Source organism: Streptococcus sp. KHUD_014, assembly GCF_051106275.1.
GTDB lineage: Bacteria > Bacillota > Bacilli > Lactobacillales > Streptococcaceae > Streptococcus.
In genome coordinates this window covers 1,499,060-1,515,721 of record NZ_CP193666.1, presented here as the reverse complement: position 1 = coordinate 1,515,721, position 16,662 = coordinate 1,499,060, and the positions used below count along the sequence as shown (strand labels likewise).

21 protein-coding genes are annotated in these 16,662 nt (G+C 39.9%); 16 read left to right on the top strand and 5 right to left on the bottom strand.

Annotated features, from left to right (window positions below; translation table 11 throughout):
• The first annotated feature begins 59 nt into the window (after positions 1-59).
• The gene (gene manA, locus ACORHT_RS07375) at positions 60-1,004 is read left to right on the top strand and encodes a mannose-6-phosphate isomerase, class I (protein ID WP_434349885.1); all 945 of its coding nucleotides are present in this window, start codon (positions 60-62) and stop codon (positions 1,002-1,004) included.
• A gap of 42 nt (positions 1,005-1,046) precedes the next feature.
• Here the strand turns inward: manA and ACORHT_RS07370 are convergent, their stop codons facing one another.
• A complete protein-coding gene (locus tag ACORHT_RS07370) occupies positions 1,047-2,387 on the bottom strand; it encodes a sodium-dependent transporter (protein ID WP_434349884.1) in 1,341 nt (446 codons plus the stop codon).
• 228 nt (positions 2,388-2,615) lie between these two features.
• Here ACORHT_RS07370 and ACORHT_RS07365 point away from each other — a divergent pair, with 228 nt between their 5' ends.
• Positions 2,616-3,356, top strand: a complete 741-nt coding sequence (locus ACORHT_RS07365; RefSeq protein WP_434349883.1) for a MerR family transcriptional regulator — start codon at positions 2,616-2,618, stop codon at positions 3,354-3,356.
• Positions 3,357-3,590: 234 nt separating this feature from the next.
• Here the strand turns inward: ACORHT_RS07365 and ACORHT_RS07360 are convergent, their stop codons facing one another.
• The 4 genes from ACORHT_RS07360 to ACORHT_RS07345 form a co-directional block, all read right to left on the bottom strand.
• A complete protein-coding gene (locus ACORHT_RS07360; protein ID WP_434349882.1) occupies positions 3,591-4,046 on the bottom strand; it encodes an 8-oxo-dGTP diphosphatase in 456 nt (151 codons plus the stop codon).
• A gap of 10 nt (positions 4,047-4,056) precedes the next feature.
• Complete coding sequence (locus ACORHT_RS07355; protein ID WP_434350832.1) at positions 4,057-4,578, bottom strand: DUF1697 domain-containing protein; 522 nt, start codon at positions 4,576-4,578, stop codon at positions 4,057-4,059.
• Between the two features lie 38 nt (positions 4,579-4,616).
• Positions 4,617-5,795 (bottom strand): NAD(P)/FAD-dependent oxidoreductase, encoded by a 1,179-nt coding sequence (locus ACORHT_RS07350; protein WP_434349881.1) that lies wholly within the window; start codon positions 5,793-5,795, stop codon positions 4,617-4,619.
• Between the two features lie 227 nt (positions 5,796-6,022).
• Positions 6,023-6,868 carry a DegV family protein gene (locus ACORHT_RS07345; RefSeq protein WP_434349880.1) on the bottom strand — a complete coding sequence of 282 codons (846 nt, stop codon included), beginning with the start codon at positions 6,866-6,868 and terminating at the stop codon, positions 6,023-6,025.
• A gap of 124 nt (positions 6,869-6,992) precedes the next feature.
• Between ACORHT_RS07345 and ACORHT_RS07340 the strand changes: the two genes are divergently transcribed.
• The 14 genes from ACORHT_RS07340 (at position 6,993) to rpsR (ending at position 16,550) form a co-directional block, all read left to right on the top strand.
• On the top strand, positions 6,993-7,550 hold the full coding sequence (locus ACORHT_RS07340; RefSeq protein WP_000840875.1) for a TetR/AcrR family transcriptional regulator: 558 nt from the start codon (positions 6,993-6,995) through the stop codon (positions 7,548-7,550).
• A gap of 18 nt (positions 7,551-7,568) precedes the next feature.
• A complete protein-coding gene (locus ACORHT_RS07335) occupies positions 7,569-8,036 on the top strand; it encodes a deoxycytidylate deaminase (RefSeq protein WP_000136981.1) in 468 nt (155 codons plus the stop codon).
• A gap of 86 nt (positions 8,037-8,122) precedes the next feature.
• Positions 8,123-8,752, top strand: coding sequence for a uracil phosphoribosyltransferase (gene upp / locus ACORHT_RS07330; protein ID WP_414275844.1), 630 nt, complete (start codon positions 8,123-8,125; stop codon positions 8,750-8,752).
• Positions 8,753-8,868: 116 nt separating this feature from the next.
• Positions 8,869-9,459: an ATP-dependent Clp protease proteolytic subunit ClpP gene (gene clpP / locus ACORHT_RS07325; RefSeq protein ID WP_000613459.1), complete on the top strand. Its 591-nt coding sequence runs from the start codon at positions 8,869-8,871 to the stop codon at positions 9,457-9,459.
• A 75-nt stretch (positions 9,460-9,534) separates the two neighbouring features.
• Positions 9,535-9,804: a YlbG family protein gene (locus tag ACORHT_RS07320; protein WP_434349879.1), complete on the top strand. Its 270-nt coding sequence runs from the start codon at positions 9,535-9,537 to the stop codon at positions 9,802-9,804.
• An 87-nt stretch (positions 9,805-9,891) separates the two neighbouring features.
• The gene (locus tag ACORHT_RS07315) at positions 9,892-11,052 is read left to right on the top strand and encodes an ABC transporter substrate-binding protein (RefSeq protein WP_414317480.1); all 1,161 of its coding nucleotides are present in this window, start codon (positions 9,892-9,894) and stop codon (positions 11,050-11,052) included.
• 113 nt (positions 11,053-11,165) lie between these two features.
• Positions 11,166-12,035, top strand: coding sequence for a branched-chain amino acid ABC transporter permease (locus ACORHT_RS07310; RefSeq protein ID WP_000941435.1), 870 nt, complete (start codon positions 11,166-11,168; stop codon positions 12,033-12,035).
• Positions 12,036-12,038: 3 nt separating this feature from the next.
• Positions 12,039-12,995 (top strand): branched-chain amino acid ABC transporter permease, encoded by a 957-nt coding sequence (locus tag ACORHT_RS07305; protein WP_153225538.1) that lies wholly within the window; start codon positions 12,039-12,041, stop codon positions 12,993-12,995.
• Positions 12,995-13,759: an ABC transporter ATP-binding protein gene (locus ACORHT_RS07300; RefSeq protein WP_001185990.1), complete on the top strand. Its 765-nt coding sequence runs from the start codon at positions 12,995-12,997 to the stop codon at positions 13,757-13,759. The genes ACORHT_RS07305 and ACORHT_RS07300 overlap by 1 nt, the downstream gene beginning before the upstream one ends.
• Complete coding sequence (locus ACORHT_RS07295) at positions 13,759-14,469, top strand: ABC transporter ATP-binding protein (RefSeq protein WP_000062228.1); 711 nt, start codon at positions 13,759-13,761, stop codon at positions 14,467-14,469. Before ACORHT_RS07300 ends, ACORHT_RS07295 begins: the two co-directional genes overlap by 1 nt.
• Positions 14,470-14,720: 251 nt before the next feature.
• A complete protein-coding gene (locus ACORHT_RS07290; RefSeq protein WP_434349878.1) occupies positions 14,721-15,377 on the top strand; it encodes a CBS domain-containing protein in 657 nt (218 codons plus the stop codon).
• A gap of 129 nt (positions 15,378-15,506) precedes the next feature.
• Positions 15,507-15,797 carry a 30S ribosomal protein S6 gene (gene rpsF, locus ACORHT_RS07285; protein ID WP_075229241.1) on the top strand — a complete coding sequence of 97 codons (291 nt, stop codon included), beginning with the start codon at positions 15,507-15,509 and terminating at the stop codon, positions 15,795-15,797.
• Positions 15,798-15,808: 11 nt separating this feature from the next.
• Positions 15,809-16,279, top strand: coding sequence for a single-stranded DNA-binding protein SsbA (gene ssbA / locus ACORHT_RS07280; protein WP_434349877.1), 471 nt, complete (start codon positions 15,809-15,811; stop codon positions 16,277-16,279).
• A gap of 31 nt (positions 16,280-16,310) precedes the next feature.
• On the top strand, positions 16,311-16,550 hold the full coding sequence (gene rpsR / locus ACORHT_RS07275; RefSeq protein ID WP_000068664.1) for a 30S ribosomal protein S18: 240 nt from the start codon (positions 16,311-16,313) through the stop codon (positions 16,548-16,550).
• Positions 16,551-16,662: the final 112 nt, after the last annotated feature.

Sequence of the window (16,662 nt, the reverse complement as noted above, 5' to 3'; positions counted from 1 at the left end):
TTCAATTAGACCTAGCTTTTTGCTATAATGGGGGGAGAAAAATCAGACAGGAGATCGACATGTCAGAACCATTATTTTTACAATCAGTTATGCAAGAAAAAATCTGGGGTGGTACCAAGCTACGTGATGAGTTTGGTTATGACATCCCAAATGAAAAAATCGGAGAATACTGGGCCATCTCAGCTCATCCAAATGGAGTTTCAAAGGTGGCAAACGGTCGTTACGAGGGAACAGACCTAGCAACTTTGTACGCAGAACACCGTGAATTGTTTGGCAATCGTCCAGAACCTGTATTTCCGCTTTTGACCAAAATCCTCGATGCCAACGACTGGCTCAGCGTCCAAGTTCACCCAGACGATGCTTATGGACTAGAGCATGAAGGCGAACTAGGAAAAACAGAGTGCTGGTATATCATTGCTGCAGATGAAGGTTCAGAGATTATTTACGGTCACAATGCTAAGTCAAAAGAAGAACTCCGCCAGCAAATTGAAGATAAAAACTGGGATGCCTTGCTTACAAAGGTTCCTGTTAAGGCTGGAGATTTCTTCTATGTACCAAGTGGGACTATGCACGCCATCGGTGCAGGAATCTTGATCCTTGAAACGCAACAGTCTAGTGATACAACCTACCGTGTTTATGACTTTGACCGTAGGGATGATAATGGCAACTTGCGTGAGCTTCATCTTGAAAAATCCATCGATGTTTTAAATATCGGTGAGCCTGCAAATAGCCGTCCTGTGACTGTTAAAGCAGATGATTTGCGTTCAACTCTCCTTGTATCCAATGAATTCTTCGCAGTTTACAAGTGGGAAATTACTGGAAAAGTTAACTTTGAAAAAACAGCTGATTACAGCTTGTTGAGCGTCTTGGCTGGTCAAGGTCAACTCATTGTAGACGGTAAGGAATATCCAATCCAAAAAGGTAGCCACTTTATCCTACCAAGTGATGTTGAAGCTTGGACCTTGGAAGGTCAAGGTCTAGAATTGATTGTTAGTAATCCATAAAAAGAAAGGGCCTGAGTTCATTACTCAAGTCCTTTTTTGTATTTACATAAATTGGGCGATAAAGACCACGATGATGATAATTGGGATGATGAAACGAAGAAGGAAGAGCCAGACTTGGGAAAGTCCTTGTTTCCAAGGTGTTTCATCAAGATGAAGTTCCTCCATTGCCAGTGCCTTCTTGAAAATATAGCCTGTAAAAAGAGACAAGCAGAGAGCACCAAATGGCATGAGGAGGTTGGAAACCAAGAAATCCATAGCATCAAAGAAGGTTTTCCCAAAGATATGGACATCAGCCATGACACCGTAAGATAGGGCCGAAGGGATACCAAAGATAAAGGTCAAGATACCTAAAATAAGACTCCATTTATTACGTTTTTCGTTATCTTGGTCAGTGATATTTCCAACATTAATTTCCAGCATAACGACAGAAGAAGTGACCGTCGCAAAGAGGAAGAGCAAGAGAAAGAGAATATAGAAAATACTTCCAAAAGGCATCTTGTCAAAGAGTTGGGGCAAGACGATAAAGAGGAGACTCGGACCACCTTCAGACTGGATATTAAATGCTGACATAGCTGGGAAAATAGCTAGTCCTGCCATGATCGATACAGAAATGTTCATGGCAACGATAGACATACCTGATTGGACCAGATTGGTTTTCTTATCTAGGTAAGAAGCATAGGTCAACATGGCCGTAACCCCGAGGGACAAAGCAAAGAATGACTGTCCTAGAGCATAGAGGAAACCAGAACTTGTCAGTTTTGAAAAATCAGGTTTGAGGAAATAAACGACCCCTTCCATAGCATTTGGCAAGCTGAGAGAGCGCCCGATAATAATGACAAAGATGATAAATAGCAAGGGCATCATAACTTTCGATGCTCTTTCAATTCCTTTTTGAACTCCCTTAGATACGATAAAAATGTTGAGGAAGATAAAAAGAGCTTGAGAGCCAAGGGCAATCCAAGGATTTGAAATGATATCTGTGAAGAGCTGGGCATAATCACTGTTAATCCCAACTTGGAAGGCTTTAGCAATAGCGATACCTAGATACACTAAAACCCATCCCCCGATAACACTGTAAAAGGATAAGAGGATGAAAAGGGCAAAGGCACCGATCCAACCGATAAAATTGTATTTGCTATTGTTGCCAAGTTTTCCAAAGGTTTTTATTGCTGACACGCCCGCACTTCGACCGAGGGCAAATTCAGCCAAGAGAAGTGGAAATCCAATCAATAGTGTCGAGATGAGAAAGACCAGTAAAAAACCTCCCCCACCATTGGCAGCAGTCATATAAGGGAACTTCCAAACGGCCCCAAGACCAATAGCAGAACCAGCAGATGCAAGGATAAAGCCCAGTTTTGAGCCCCATTGCGATTTTTCAGACATTGTTAAACTCCAATCTATTTCTAAATAATAAAAGGCTACTTGAGTTGTCAAATAGCCTTCTCTCAATTGCTCTTTTGAGCTTATTCTTTGATTGATAGACTTGATTATCCTATCATGATTTTTCAAGTCTGTCAAGAAAGCGATTTTCATGTTTTTATAAAAAATATGATAAAATACTTGACTCTCCTCAAAGGGGAGGGTATATACTATTTATGTGAGGAGGAAATCATGTACCATATCAAAGAAGCTGCGCAACTTTCAGGTGTCTCCGTCAAGACCCTCTACCATTATGATAAGATAGGACTCTTGGTTCCTTTAAAGTCGGAAAATGGCTATCGAACCTACAGTCAGGAGGATTTGGAACGCCTTCAGGTTATTCTTTATTACAAATATCTAGGCTTTTCTTTAGAAAAGATAGCAGAGCTATTAAAGGAAGAAAGGAAAAATTTATTGCCTCATTTGACCAGGCAGTTGGACTATTTGACTCGAGAAAGGGAACATCTGGATACCTTGATTTCAACCTTGCAAAAAACCATTCAAGAACAAAAAGGAGAAAGAAAAATGACTATTGAGGAAAAATTCACTGGATTTAGCTATCAAGACAATCAAAAATACCACCAAGAGGCTGTAGACAAGTATGGCCAAGAAATCATGGATCAAGCGCTCGAGCGCCAAAAAGGTCACGAAGACGAAGCTACGGCTGCCTTCAACCAAGTCTTTCAAGCCATGGCACAAAATCTTCGAGATGGTCTACCTGTAACAGCATCTGAAAACCAAGAAGAGGTAGCTAAGCTATTGCAAGCCATCCGTACTTATGGATTTGACTGTTCTATCGAGGTCTTTGGTTATATCGGAAAAGGCTATGTCTATAATCCAGAGTTTAAGGAAAACCTTGATAAGTTTGGACAGGGAACAGCCCAGTACACATCAGATGTCATTGCCCACTATGTAAGCACACAAACTCGATAAAACTCAAAGACTAAGCTAAGGTTGACAAAGCTGGTGACAGAATTTTATACTCTTCGAAAATCTCTTCAAACCACGTCAGCTTCCATCTGCAACCTCAAAGCTGTACTTTTAGCAGACTGCGGCTAGCTTTCTAGTTTGCTCTTTGATTTTCATTGAGTATTAGTAGGAGGACACAGACCTAGCTTGAAGATTAGATAAGATAAAATCGGCGGAGTGACCTCTGCCGATTTACTGTTATTTGAGTTGGTAAGACCAGTCTTCTCCGTCATTGTAGTAAAAGAACTCACTGAGGTCCTCTTCGAGAAAAACACGAAGCATGTCAGACATATCCTCAGTAGCAAATTTTAGATGAGATAGATTTTCAAAATCCTCCCACCAGACTTTTCCTTCGTCTGAAGATTGGAGCTCACCAGTAAAGTGTTCTGTTTTGTAAAAGAGGACAACATAACGATAGTCCTCGTCATCATACCAGTCTTTGATACCACAGAGTTGGGGTTTAGAAATGGTCAGACCAGTTTCTTCCTTCACTTCGCGAATGACAGCATCGACAAAGGATTCGCCACGCTCAACATGACCACCAGGAAAAGTAATTCCAGGCCAGTTAGGACTAACTCGGTCTTGAACTAGGACCTTGTCCCCATTTTTAATCAAGCACATGTTGACAAATTCGACTGATTCTCTTCTGCTCATATTATTTTTCCTATTTTGTTAGTAATTTTTCTACCACGTTTAACTTTCGCATGGTCAGATCAACGCCGAACAGTTTTTCAAGATAGTTGGTATTAAGTTTTTTTCGTTTTGCAGTTCTAGGGAGATAGAGGTAAAGACAATGGTTGCCGATACAAATCTCTTCTTCACCATAGTCACTATCCAATTTTTCTAATGGTAGACTTTGGATATCATTTTGAAAAAGGATCACATGTATTCGGTCAAAAAGATAGTGTTTTCCAAATGGGTTTTCTTGGACAATTTTTGCAAAATCATTTTTGTTCTTGATTACCATTTTTAAATCAGCACCAATTTTTTCCTTTATTAGAGTGTGAACCTGTTCTCGTATTTCTTCCAGAGATAAGTTACTTTCAAGAATGATATTCCCACTTTGAATATAGGTTCGAACGTGTTGAAAATCAGCCTCTATCAAGATATCTACTAGATAAGACATTTTAGGGATAGCATTTTTTCCATTAGGAGTAACTCCCCTTAGTAAGATAATATGTTCCAAAGTAGTTCCTTTCTTATCTAACATCCTTAGATACTAAATCATTTATAGATTAAGTTTGAGCCTGCCACCCAGCCAGTACAGAGGGCAGAAGTGATGTTAAAACCACCCGTGTGGGCGTTGATATCTAGGACCTCGCCAGCAAAGTGAAGGCCAGGAACCAGTTTGCTTTCCAGCGTTTTAGGATTGATTTCCTTGAGACTAACACCTCCTTTGGTAACAAAGGATTTAGCCAAGGACATTTTTCCTGTCACAGGGATTTTGAGTGTCTTGATAGACTGGACAAGTTGGTCGCGTTCTCTTTCAGTTAGTTGTTTGACTTTTTCAGGATATCCTTGGACAAAAAATTCTGCCAAGCGTTCAGGGAGTAAAGTTTTTAAGGCATTTTTCAAGGACTTTTCACGGTTCTCTTCTAAAAAGTCAACTAAGTCACCTTCTGAAAGTTGTGGCAAGACATCTAGAGAGAGAATTTCCCCACCCTTGACAAAGCTAGACATGCGTAGCGCAGCAGGACCTGACAAACCAAAGTGGGTAAAGAGTAGATCATGAGTGATGACATGCTTGCCATAGCTTAGGGTCACATCGTCCAGCGAAATTCCCTGCAAGGCCTTATGCGGGAAATCAGTCAACAATGGACTTTCAGCAGCCTCAAGCTCGGTAATGGTGTGTTTGAAATGGCGAGCAATCTCATGACCAAAACCAGTAGAGCCAGTAGAAGGATAGGATTTTCCACCAGTTGTGACAATGAGTTTATCACAAGTGAAGGTTTGATCTGTAGACTTCAGGACAAACTGGTCGTCAATCTTTTTAACCGAAACAATCTCTGTTTGAGTGGCAACTTGCCCACCTAGCTCCATGATTTTCTTTTCCAGTGCTTCGATAATGGTCCGAGATTTGTCACTGGCTGGAAAGACGCGGCCATGGTCTTCGACCTTGAGTTTTACGCCATTTTCAGTAAAAAAGTTGATGATATCATGGTTATCAAACTGGGAAAAGACACTGTATAGAAAACGGCCATTTCCAGGGATGCCAGCTAATAGGTCATCTAGAGTTCCATTGTTGGTCACGTTGCAGCGACCACCACCAGTACCAGCTAATTTTTTTCCGAGTTTTCGATTTTTTTCGATGAGAAGAGTTTTCTGACCATAAAAGCTACTTGAAATCGTAGCCATCATGCCAGCAGGCCCTCCACCGATGACGATAGTATCAAAATGTTTCATAAGAGTATTGTACCATAAAAAAGACGGAGGGACAGAAATCGGTAGATCAAGTTTTGCATGATAGTACCTAGTCCCGTGAATCTTTATCAAACCCGTGGCTTCTTCAAGCTTATGTATTGACAAGATGAAATTGTCAGTACAAAAGTCTACTCAGCTACAGTAGAAAAGATAATTGCTGATAAAAATTGAGGTCGGGACATTGAATCCCGACCTCTGTCTTATATAAATTAGGCAATTTCATATCCCATGAGGAGTCCACCCTCTTCTGCATAAAAACTGCAGAGGCCAGAAGTTGGGAGAACCTTAATATCAGCTTGTGGGAATGTTTCACGCACACGTTCAGAGAGCTGTTGGCAGAATTTATCATTACTGCGGTGAGCCATGACGATACGTCCACCAGCATAGCCAGCTTTAATTAATTCTTCATAGGTAGCTTGAAGAGATTTTTTAGCACCACGAGCCTTTTGGAGGAGTTCCAAGGTTCCAGTTTCACTTGCTTCCCCAACCATACGAATATTGAGGAGCCCAACAACTGTACCGATCAGTTTACTCAAGCGACCATTCTTAACCAGATTATCAACCTTAGCGAGAACGAACAATAACTTAGTTTTTTCTTGGTAAGCAGTAATAGCATTAACCACTTCTTCAAAAGAAAGTCCTTGGTCAATCAAATCATTGATTTTCTCAACGATTAGATCAACTTCCCCACCAGCAGACAAGCTGTCAATAACATGAATCTGAGTATCAGGATGTTCTTCGAGATAGAGATTCTTAGCTAATTGAGCGCTGTTTTGACTACCAGAAAGAGTTCCGGTAATGGTCACTACAAAAATATGTTTTGCCCCTTCAAATGCTCGCAAGTAATCATCAGGGCTAGGACAAGCTGATTTTGAAGCTTCAGAAGTTGCATACATGGTTTCCATCATTTTGTCAATATCAAGACTAGCATCGTCAATAAAGACTTGATCAGCCACTTGAATGGTTAAAGGAACACTTACAAATTCAGTGTCAATCGCAGGAGTAGGTAATTGACGATAATCACAACCAGAATCTGCCACAATCTTCCAAGTCATAGAAATTCTCCATCTTTGTCACTTATACATTGACAAAGGTTCTGTCTTTTTCTACAATTATATCATGAAAGTGCTTAAAACAAAAGTCTCGTCACTCTGTTGTCACAAGTAGAAAGGAAGTGTTATGGCCGAACGAAGAATTTCCGAAAATTCACTTGAAAATCTCAGAAAATCCAATCAAGAATCCAATTTACTAACCAGAGAAGCTATCGAAACAGCTCTCTTGCAACTTTTGGAGAAAAAGGAATTGACAAAGATTAGCATTTCTGAGTTGGTCAAACGAGCTGGAGTCTCCCGTGCAGCCTTTTATCGAAACTATGACTCCAAAGAAGAGATTTTAGAAAGTGTCTTTAAACGAAGCGTCCATAACATTATGGAGCAATTGAGCCATTACGATGTAAAAACGGACCTCTATCTGGTTTGGGTTCGCCTCTTTAGAGAAGCCAAGAAAGAGGCTAAGGTCATTCAGCTTGCCTTGGACTACCACTTGGAAAAAATCTTTGTGCAAGCCATGCAAGAATTTTTAGAAAAATACTATGGAAAATCAAAAGGAGTCAGCTCTTACCTGCATTCTTTTTGGAGTTCTGCCATCGTATCAGTTTTGCTTAAATGGATTAAGGATGGAATGAAGGTTCCTGCTGAAAAAATTGCAGATTTACGCCTACCATTTTTCAAAAAATAAACCAAGAGGAGAGAAGATATGACAGAAAAAAGACTGGCTTGGGATGAGTATTTTGCTGCTCAAGCTCTATTGATTGCCAATCGTTCAACCTGTAAACGCGCTAAGGTAGGAGCTGTTTTAGTCAAGGATAATAAGGTGATTTCAACGGGATACAATGGTTCTGTATCAGGAACGGAGCACTGTATTGACCACGACTGTCTGGTGATTGAGGGCCACTGCGTGCGCACCCTTCATGCAGAGGTAAATGCTATACTACAAGGAGCCGAACGTGGCGTTCCAAAAGGATTTACAGCCTACGTTACACATTTTCCATGCCTCAACTGTACCAAGCAATTGCTTCAGGTAGGTTGTGAACGTGTCGTTTATATTAATCAGTACCGTATGGACGACTACGCCCAGTATCTCTATCGTGAAAAAGGGACAGAGTTGACCCATTTACCACTTGAGACAGTACAAGCAGCTCTTCAAGAAGCTAACTTGATTTAAAAATTAAAAAAAAGATGGTTTAGAAGGATTTTTAAACCATTTTTTGATATAATAAGAAGAATAAATTGAAAGAAGGAATTCAGAAAATGGGAAAAATTGAAGTTATCGATCATCCACTAATCCAACATAAATTGTCAATCTTGCGTCGCACAGACACTTCTACTAAAGCATTTCGTGAATTAGTTGATGAAATCGCTATGTTGATGGGCTATGAAGTGCTTCGTGATCTTCCGCTTGAAGATGTGGAAATTGAAACACCAATTACTAAAACCGTTCAAAAACAATTGACAGGTAAAAAATTAGCAATCGTACCAATCTTGCGCGCTGGTATCGGTATGGTTGACGGTCTCTTGAGCTTGGTTCCAGCTGCTAAGGTTGGACATATCGGTATGTACCGTGATGAAGAAACTCTTCAACCTGTTGAATACTTGGTAAAATTACCAGAAGATATCGACCAACGTCAAATCTTTGTTGTTGACCCAATGCTTGCGACAGGTGGTTCAGCTATCCTTGCTGTTGATTCCCTCAAAAAACGTGGCGCTTCAAACATTAAATTTGTCTGCCTAGTTGCAGCACCAGAAGGGGTTGAAGCTCTTAATGCAGCACATCCTGATGTTGAAATTTTCACAGCAGCTTTGGATGAACGCTTGAACGAAAATGGATACATCGTTCCAGGTCTTGGAGATGCTGGTGACCGCTTGTTCGGTACTAAATAAGAATCCAATCTAGGATTTGATCAAATTAGAAAATTGACCTTTTTTGACCAAAAAGATATAATAGACCTGTATTGAGTCGTTTGACTAAGAAAAATTGAAATCAGAAGGAGAAATGAATGATTCCTGTAGTTATTGAACAAACAAGTCGTGGAGAACGTTCATATGACATTTACTCACGTCTTTTAAAAGATCGTATCATCATGTTGACTGGACCAGTCGAAGACAATATGGCAAACTCAGTTATCGCTCAATTGCTTTTCTTGGATGCCCAAGATAGTACAAAAGATATTTACCTTTATGTGAATACTCCAGGTGGTTCTGTATCAGCTGGTTTGGCAATCGTTGATACTATGAACTTTATCAAGGCAGATGTCCAAACCATTGTTATGGGGATGGCTGCTTCAATGGGAACAATTATTGCCTCAAGTGGAGCAAAGGGCAAACGTTTCATGCTTCCAAATGCAGAATACATGATTCACCAACCGATGGGTGGTACAGGTGGTGGTACACAGCAAACAGATATGGCCATTGCTGCTGAACACTTGCTTAAAACTCGTAAGACTTTGGAGCAAATTCTTGCAGATAATTCTGGTAAATCAGTTGAGCAAATCCATGCAGATGCTGAACGTGATTACTGGATGAGCGCTCAAGAAACACTTGAATATGGTTTCATTGATGAAATCATGGCTAATAATTCTTTGAATTAATCTTTTGAAGCAAACTCGACTGAGTTTGCTTTTTTTGATATAATAGTAAGAAGATTGTTAGAAGGAAGTTGTAATATGTTTCAAAAAGAGAATCGGTCTGGTCTGATTATCTACCTATACTATAATCGTGATGCAAAAAAACTCGATAATTATGGTGATATTTGTTACCACTCTAAAAAACACCGTTATCTGCAACTGTATGTCCCAACAGAAGAAGTGGAAGAACTGGTTAGCCGTTTAGGAAAAGAGAGATTTATCAAAAAAGTGCGACGATGTCATATCCAAGAATTGGAAACTCCCTTTGTTGGTAGTCTCTATAGAAGTGGCGAAAACGTTATCATGTAAAAATTAAGATAAATGTGTTGACAATTTTCAGATAATTCGGTATATTCTTAACATGCTATTTATTTAAGAAATAAGGAGACAAAAAAGATGAAGAAAAAATTTGCCTTATCACTTGTAGCACTTGCAAGTGTAGCTGTTTTAGCAGCTTGTGGAGAAGTGAAGTCAGGAGCTTCAAATTCAACTGGTAACCCAGTGGATGAGAAAGTCGTTAAAATCGGTTTCAACTTTGAAGAAACTGGTGCTGTAGCATCTTACGGTACATCTGAGCAAAAGGGTGCTCAACTTGCAGTTGATGAAATCAACGCTGCAGGTGGTATTGATGGAAAACAAATCGAAGTAGTAGACAAAGATAACAAATCTGAAACTGCTGAAGCTGCTTCAGTTTCAACAAACCTTGTTACTCAATCTAAAGTAGCAGCAATCGTAGGACCTGCAACTTCAGGTGCAACTGCAGCAGCAGTAGCAAATGCTACACAAGCTGGGGTTCCATTGATTTCTCCAAGTGCTACTCAAGATGGTTTGACAAAAGGTCAAGATTTCCTTTTCATCGGAACATTCCAAGATAGCTTCCAAGGGAAAATCATTTCTAACTATGTTACAAACAAGTTGAACGCTAAGAAAGTTGTCTTGTATACTGATAACTCAAGCGACTACGCTAAAGGAATTGCAAAATCATTCCGTGATTCATTCTCAGGCGAAATCGTAGCAGATGAAACGTTTGTATCAGGTGACACTGACTTCCAAGCAGCTTTGACAAAAATCAAAGATAAAGACTTTGATGCAATCGTATTGCCAGGTTACTACACAGAAGCTGGTAAGATTGTAAACCAAGCTCGTGGAATGGGAATTGATAAACCAATCATTGGTGGTGATGGATTCAACGGTGCAGAGTTTGTTCAACAAGCAACAGCCGAACGCGCATCAAATATCTACTTCATCTCAGGTTTCTCAACTACTGTAGAGGTTTCAGCAAAAGCAAAAGCCTTCCTTGAAGCTTACCGTGCAAAATACAACGAAGATCCTTCAACATTTGCAGCTCTTGCTTATGACTCAGTTTACCTTGTAGCTAATGCAGCAAAAGGTGCAAAAACTTCAGTTGATATCAAGAACAATCTTGCTAAAACACAAAACTTTGAAGGTGTTACAGGTCAAACAAGCTTTGATGCAGATCACAACACTGTGAAAACAGCCTTCATGATGACCATGAATAATGGTAAAGTAGAAGCGGCAGAAGTCGTAAAACCATAATTATAGATACAGGAAATGGGGAATGAGCTTCTACTCACTCCCTGTTTCGGTGTTTATGAAAGGATTATTTTTTTATAAAATTCTAAAAATATAAATTAGAAAGAGTGAACCATATGCTTCAACAACTTGTAAATGGTTTAATCTTGGGTAGTGTCTATGCGCTGCTAGCCCTAGGTTATACTATGGTTTATGGAATTATCAAGCTCATTAACTTTGCCCATGGTGATATTTACATGATGGGTGCTTTCATGGGTTATTTTTTGATTAATTCCTTGCAATTAAATTTCTTTGTTGCCTTGATCTTATCGATGATCGGTACAGCAATTCTCGGTGTTATCATTGAGTTCCTAGCTTATCGTCCATTACGTCATTCAACTCGAATCTCTGTGTTGATTACAGCTATCGGTGTATCCTTCTTACTGGAGTATGGAATGGTCTATCTAGTAGGTGCCAACACACGCGCCTTTCCTCAAGCAATCCAAACAGTGCGTTATGACTTAGGACCAATCAGTCTAACAAATATTCAATTGTTGATTTTAACTGTCTCACTTGTTTTGATGGTTCTTCTACAACTCATCGTACAAAAAACCAAGATGGGGAAAGCTATGCGTGCGGTTTCTGTAGATAGTGATGCAGCTCAGTTGATGGGGATTAACGTGAACCGTACAATCAGTTTCACCTTTGCATTGGGTTCAGCTCTAGCTGGTGCAGCGGGTGTCTTGATTGCGCTTTACTATAACTCTCTTGAACCATTGATGGGAATGACTCCAGGTATAAAATCATTCGTGGCTGCCGTTCTTGGTGGTATAGGAATTATCCCTGGTGCAGCTCTGGGTGGCTTTGTTATTGGTCTTTTGGAGACATTTGCAACCGCCTTCGGAATGTCAGATTTCCGTGATGCCATCGTGTATGGAATCTTGCTCTTAATCTTGATTGTTCGCCCAGCTGGTATCCTCGGTAAGAATGTGAAAGAGAAGGTGTAAACAATGAAAGAAAATTTAAAAGTTAATATTCTATGGTTATTCCTTTTGTTGCTTGGATATGCTTTGATTAGCCTATTGGTTTCTGTAGGAGTCTTGAACCTTTTCCATATTCAGATTATTGAACAAATCGGTATCAACATTATTCTAGCAGTAGGTCTTAACCTTATCGTTGGGTTCTCTGGTCAGTTTTCACTTGGACATGCTGGATTTATGGCTATTGGTGCCTATGCAGCAGCCATTATCGGATCAAAATCTCCAACTTATGGTGCATTCTTTGGAGCTATGTTGCTCGGTGCTATCATTGCTGGTCTGGTTGCCTTGGTCGTTGGAATTCCTACCCTACGTTTGAAAGGGGATTATCTTGCGGTTGCGACACTTGGTGTTGCTGAAATTATTCGTATCTTCATTATTAATGGTGGAAGCCTTACAAACGGTGCTGCTGGTATTTTGGGGATTCCTAACTTTACAACTTGGCAAATGGTATATTTCTTTGCTGTGATTACAACGATTGCTACTCTCAATTTCCTTCGTAGTCCTATCGGGCGTTTGACTTTATCTGTTCGTGAAGATGAGATTGCTGCTGAGTCAGTAGGGGTAAATACTACAAAAATTAAAATCATCGCTTTTGTTTTTGGTGCTGTTACTGCAAGTATCGCTGGTAGTCTTCAGTCAGGATTTATCGGATCAGTCGTACCAAAAGATTATACGTTCATCAACTCTATCAATGTATTGATTATCGTTGTATTTGGTGGTTTAGGATCCATTACAGGGGCAATTGTTGCTGCAATCGTGCTTGGAATCTTGAACATGCTCCTTCAAGACGTGGCCAGCGTTCGTATGATTATCTATGCTTTGGCCTTAGTACTCGTTATGATCTTCAGACCAGGTGGTCTTCTTGGGACTTGGGAATTGAGCCTATCACGTCTCTTTAAAAAAGGTAAGAAGGAGGGACAAAACTAATGGCATTGCTTGAAGTAAAAAATTTAACCAAACATTTTGGTGGTCTGACAGCCGTTGGGGACGTCACTCTCGAATTGAACGAAGGTGAACTTGTTGGTTTGATTGGACCGAATGGTGCTGGGAAAACAACCCTCTTCAACTTGTTGACAGGTGTTTATGAACCAAGCGAAGGGACAGTAACCTTGGATGGTCACTTGTTAAATGGCAAGCAACCCTATAAAATCGCATCTCTTGGTTTAGGGCGTACCTTCCAAAATATCCGCCTTTTTAAAGACTTGACAGTTTTGGATAACGTTCTGATTGCATTTAGCAATCATCATAAACAACATGTTTTTGCAAGTTTCTTGCGCTTACCAGCTTTTTATAAGAATGAAAAAGAATTGAAAGCTAAAGCCTTAGAATTACTAAAAATCTTTGATTTGGATGGAGATGCTGAAACTCTAGCTAAAAATTTAGCCTATGGTCAACAACGTCGCTTAGAGATTGTTCGTGCTCTTGCTACAGAACCTAAAATCCTCTTCTTGGATGAGCCTGCAGCAGGTATGAACCCACAAGAAACTGCAGAATTAACTGAGTTGATTCGTCGTATTAAGGATGAATTCAAGATTACTATCATGCTGATTGAACATGATATGAACTTGGTCATGGAAGTTACGGAGCGTATCTATGTTCTTGAGTACGGTCGTTTGATTGCTCACGGGACACCAGATGAAATCAAGAGTAATAAACGTGTTATCGAAGCTTATCTTGGAGGTGAAGCCTAATGTCTATGTTAAAAGTTGAAAACCTCTCAGTACACTATGGTATGATTCAAGCTGTACGTGATGTGAGCTTTGAAGTAAATGAAGGAGAAGTTGTTTCCCTTATCGGTGCAAACGGTGCTGGTAAAACAACCATCCTTCGTACCTTATCAGGCCTTGTTCGTCCAAGTTCTGGTCGGATTGAATTTTTAGGACAAGAAATCCAAAAGATGCCTGCACAAAAAATTGTGGCATCAGGACTTTCTCAAGTACCAGAAGGACGTCACGTCTTCCCTGGTTTGACAGTTATGGAAAACTTGGAAATGGGAGCCTTCCTTAAGAAAAATCGTGAAGAAAATCAAGCAAATCTGAAAAAAGTATTTTCACGTTTCCCGCGTTTAGAAGAACGTAAAAACCAAGATGCAGCTACTCTATCAGGTGGTGAACAGCAGATGCTTGCTATGGGACGTGCGCTTATGTCAACGCCTAAACTTCTTCTTTTAGATGAACCATCAATGGGACTTGCTCCAATTTTTATCCAAGAAATTTTTGATATCATCCAAGATATTCAAAAACAAGGTACGACCGTTCTTTTGATTGAGCAAAATGCCAATAAGGCACTTGCCATCGCAGATCGAGGCTATGTTCTTGAAACAGGAAAGATTGTCCTATCAGGAACAGGTAAAGAGCTCGCAGCATCAGACGAAGTCAGAAAAGCATATCTAGGTGGCTAAAACAATCCAGTGGATTGTTTTAGTCGGCGGATAAAAATTGCGGCAGCAATTAACATCTAGTCCGTGGGACCTTTTTAGTCGGCAGATAAAGATTGCCAAACAAAATACATAATCATAAGATTGAGGGCCCTAATATAGGGCTCTTTTTATAGTATTTCAGAGTTTTCAGAATCTTGAAAAAGAGATGAAAGCGTTTGATTGATTTTCGTAAAAAGTGTATAATAAAGCTATAAACATAAAGGAGAGTTCCTATGGCAGTTAAAGATTTTATGACACGAAAGGTCGTATATATTAGCCCAGATACGACTGTAGCACATGCAGCAGACTTGATGCGCGAACAAGGTTTGCATCGTCTTCCTGTTATTGAAAATGATAAATTAGTTGGTCTAGTAACAGAAGGAACAATTGCTGAAGCCAGTCCATCAAAAGCAACGAGTCTTTCAATCTTTGAGATGAATTACTTGCTTAATAAAACAAAAGTAAAAGACGTCATGATTCGTAATGTTGTAACTGTCTCCGGTTATGCAAGTTTGGAAGATGCAACCTATCTTATGCTGAAAAATAAGATTGGAATCTTGCCAGTTATTGATAATGAACAAGTCTATGGTGTCATTACTGACCGTGATGTATTCAGAGCATTTCTTGAAATTTCTGGTTATGGCGAAGAGGGAATCCGTGTTCGTTTTATCACAGAAAATGAAGTTGGGGTACTTGGTAAGATTGTTTCTTTAATCGTTGAGGAAAATCTTAATATCTCTCATACTGTTAATGTTCCACGTAAAGATGGTAAGATTGTTATCGAAGTTCAAATTGAGGGAACGGTTGATCTAGCTACCTTTAAACAGAAATTTGAATCTGAGAATATTCAGGTTGAAGAAATTACACAAACTTCTGCAAAAAAACTGTAAAAAATAAAATATAAACAGTTTTTCACTTGCGAAAAAAATTTTTTTCTAGTATAATAATTTATTGTGAGCAAACCTCACTTACCCCTTGCAATGTCTCGGGGTCATTAGACCAAAAGGAGGAACATATCAATGGCTAAATACGAAATTCTTTATATCATTCGTCCAAACATTGAAGAAGAAGCGAAAAACGCTTTGGTAGCACGTTTTGACTCTATCTTGACTGACAACGGTGCAACTGTTGTTGAATCAAAAACATGGGAAAAACGTCGTCTTGCATACGAAATCAAAGATTTCCGTGAAGGACTTTACCACATCGTTAACGTTGAAGCAAACGACGACGCAGCTCTTAAAGAGTTTGACCGTCTTTCAAAAATCAACGCTGACATTCTTCGTCACATGATCGTCAAACTTGACGCGTAAGAAGGTAGATTATGATTAACAATGTTGTACTTGTAGGGCGTATGACTCGTGACGCTGAGTTGCGTTATACCCCATCAAATGTAGCAGTTGCGACTTTTACTCTTGCAGTAAACCGTACATTTAAGAGTCAAAATGGCGAACGCGAGGCTGATTTTATCAATGTCGTTATGTGGCGCCAACAGGCTGAAAACCTTGCTAACTGGGCTAAAAAAGGCTCACTTATCGGGGTGATAGGTCGTATCCAGACTCGTAGTTACGATAACCAGCAAGGACAACGTGTCTACGTAACAGAGGTCGTGGCTGAGAATTTCCAAATGTTGGAAAGCCGTAGTGTGCGTGAGGGTCACACAGGTGGAGGTTATTCTGCACCAAGTTCAAACTACTCAGCACCTACACAATCAGTACCTGACTTTTCACGTGATGAAAATCCATTCGGAGCAACTAATCCTTTGGATATTTCAGATGATGATTTACCATTCTAATGGACAATTAATACTATAAAGGAGAAAAAACATGGCTCAACAACGTCGTGGCGGATTCAAACGCCGTAAAAAAGTTGATTACATCGCAGCAAACAAAATTGAATATGTTGATTACAAAGATACTGAGCTTCTTAGCCGTTTCGTTTCAGAACGTGGGAAAATCCTTCCTCGTCGTGTAACAGGAACTTCAGCGAAGAACCAACGTAAAGTAACAACAGCTATCAAACGCGCTCGCGTAATGGCTTTGATGCCTTTCGTAAACGAAGATTAAAAAAGAGGTCCGGGGGACCTCTTTTTCAGACCCGGTTGGGTCTTTTTTTCACGAGCCTTGAAATGAGAGAGCGAGTTGAGGTCCAGTGGACCTCTTTTTCATGAGCTCGGAA

Coding starts and splice junctions, on each gene's coding strand:
- ACORHT_RS07360 (WP_434349882.1), bottom strand. CDS start 4,046: ATGAGCAGAAGAGAATCAGTCGAATTTGTCAACATGTGCTTGATTAAA.
- ACORHT_RS07340 (WP_000840875.1), top strand. CDS start 6,993: ATGGCCGAACGAAGAATTTCCGAAAATTCACTTGAAAATCTCAGAAAA.
- ssbA (WP_434349877.1), top strand. CDS start 15,809: ATGATTAACAATGTTGTACTTGTAGGGCGTATGACTCGTGACGCTGAG.
- clpP (WP_000613459.1), top strand. CDS start 8,869: ATGATTCCTGTAGTTATTGAACAAACAAGTCGTGGAGAACGTTCATAT.
- ACORHT_RS07300 (WP_001185990.1), top strand. CDS start 12,995: ATGGCATTGCTTGAAGTAAAAAATTTAACCAAACATTTTGGTGGTCTG.
- ACORHT_RS07310 (WP_000941435.1), top strand. CDS start 11,166: ATGCTTCAACAACTTGTAAATGGTTTAATCTTGGGTAGTGTCTATGCG.
- ACORHT_RS07335 (WP_000136981.1), top strand. CDS start 7,569: ATGACAGAAAAAAGACTGGCTTGGGATGAGTATTTTGCTGCTCAAGCT.
- ACORHT_RS07305 (WP_153225538.1), top strand. CDS start 12,039: ATGAAAGAAAATTTAAAAGTTAATATTCTATGGTTATTCCTTTTGTTG.
- rpsF (WP_075229241.1), top strand. CDS start 15,507: ATGGCTAAATACGAAATTCTTTATATCATTCGTCCAAACATTGAAGAA.
- ACORHT_RS07350 (WP_434349881.1), bottom strand. CDS start 5,795: ATGAAACATTTTGATACTATCGTCATCGGTGGAGGGCCTGCTGGCATG.
- ACORHT_RS07290 (WP_434349878.1), top strand. CDS start 14,721: ATGGCAGTTAAAGATTTTATGACACGAAAGGTCGTATATATTAGCCCA.
- rpsR (WP_000068664.1), top strand. CDS start 16,311: ATGGCTCAACAACGTCGTGGCGGATTCAAACGCCGTAAAAAAGTTGAT.
- ACORHT_RS07295 (WP_000062228.1), top strand. CDS start 13,759: ATGTCTATGTTAAAAGTTGAAAACCTCTCAGTACACTATGGTATGATT.
- upp (WP_414275844.1), top strand. CDS start 8,123: ATGGGAAAAATTGAAGTTATCGATCATCCACTAATCCAACATAAATTG.
- ACORHT_RS07370 (WP_434349884.1), bottom strand. CDS start 2,387: ATGTCTGAAAAATCGCAATGGGGCTCAAAACTGGGCTTTATCCTTGCA.
- ACORHT_RS07345 (WP_434349880.1), bottom strand. CDS start 6,868: ATGACTTGGAAGATTGTGGCAGATTCTGGTTGTGATTATCGTCAATTA.
- manA (WP_434349885.1), top strand. CDS start 60: ATGTCAGAACCATTATTTTTACAATCAGTTATGCAAGAAAAAATCTGG.
- ACORHT_RS07320 (WP_434349879.1), top strand. CDS start 9,535: ATGTTTCAAAAAGAGAATCGGTCTGGTCTGATTATCTACCTATACTAT.
- ACORHT_RS07315 (WP_414317480.1), top strand. CDS start 9,892: ATGAAGAAAAAATTTGCCTTATCACTTGTAGCACTTGCAAGTGTAGCT.
- ACORHT_RS07365 (WP_434349883.1), top strand. CDS start 2,616: ATGTACCATATCAAAGAAGCTGCGCAACTTTCAGGTGTCTCCGTCAAG.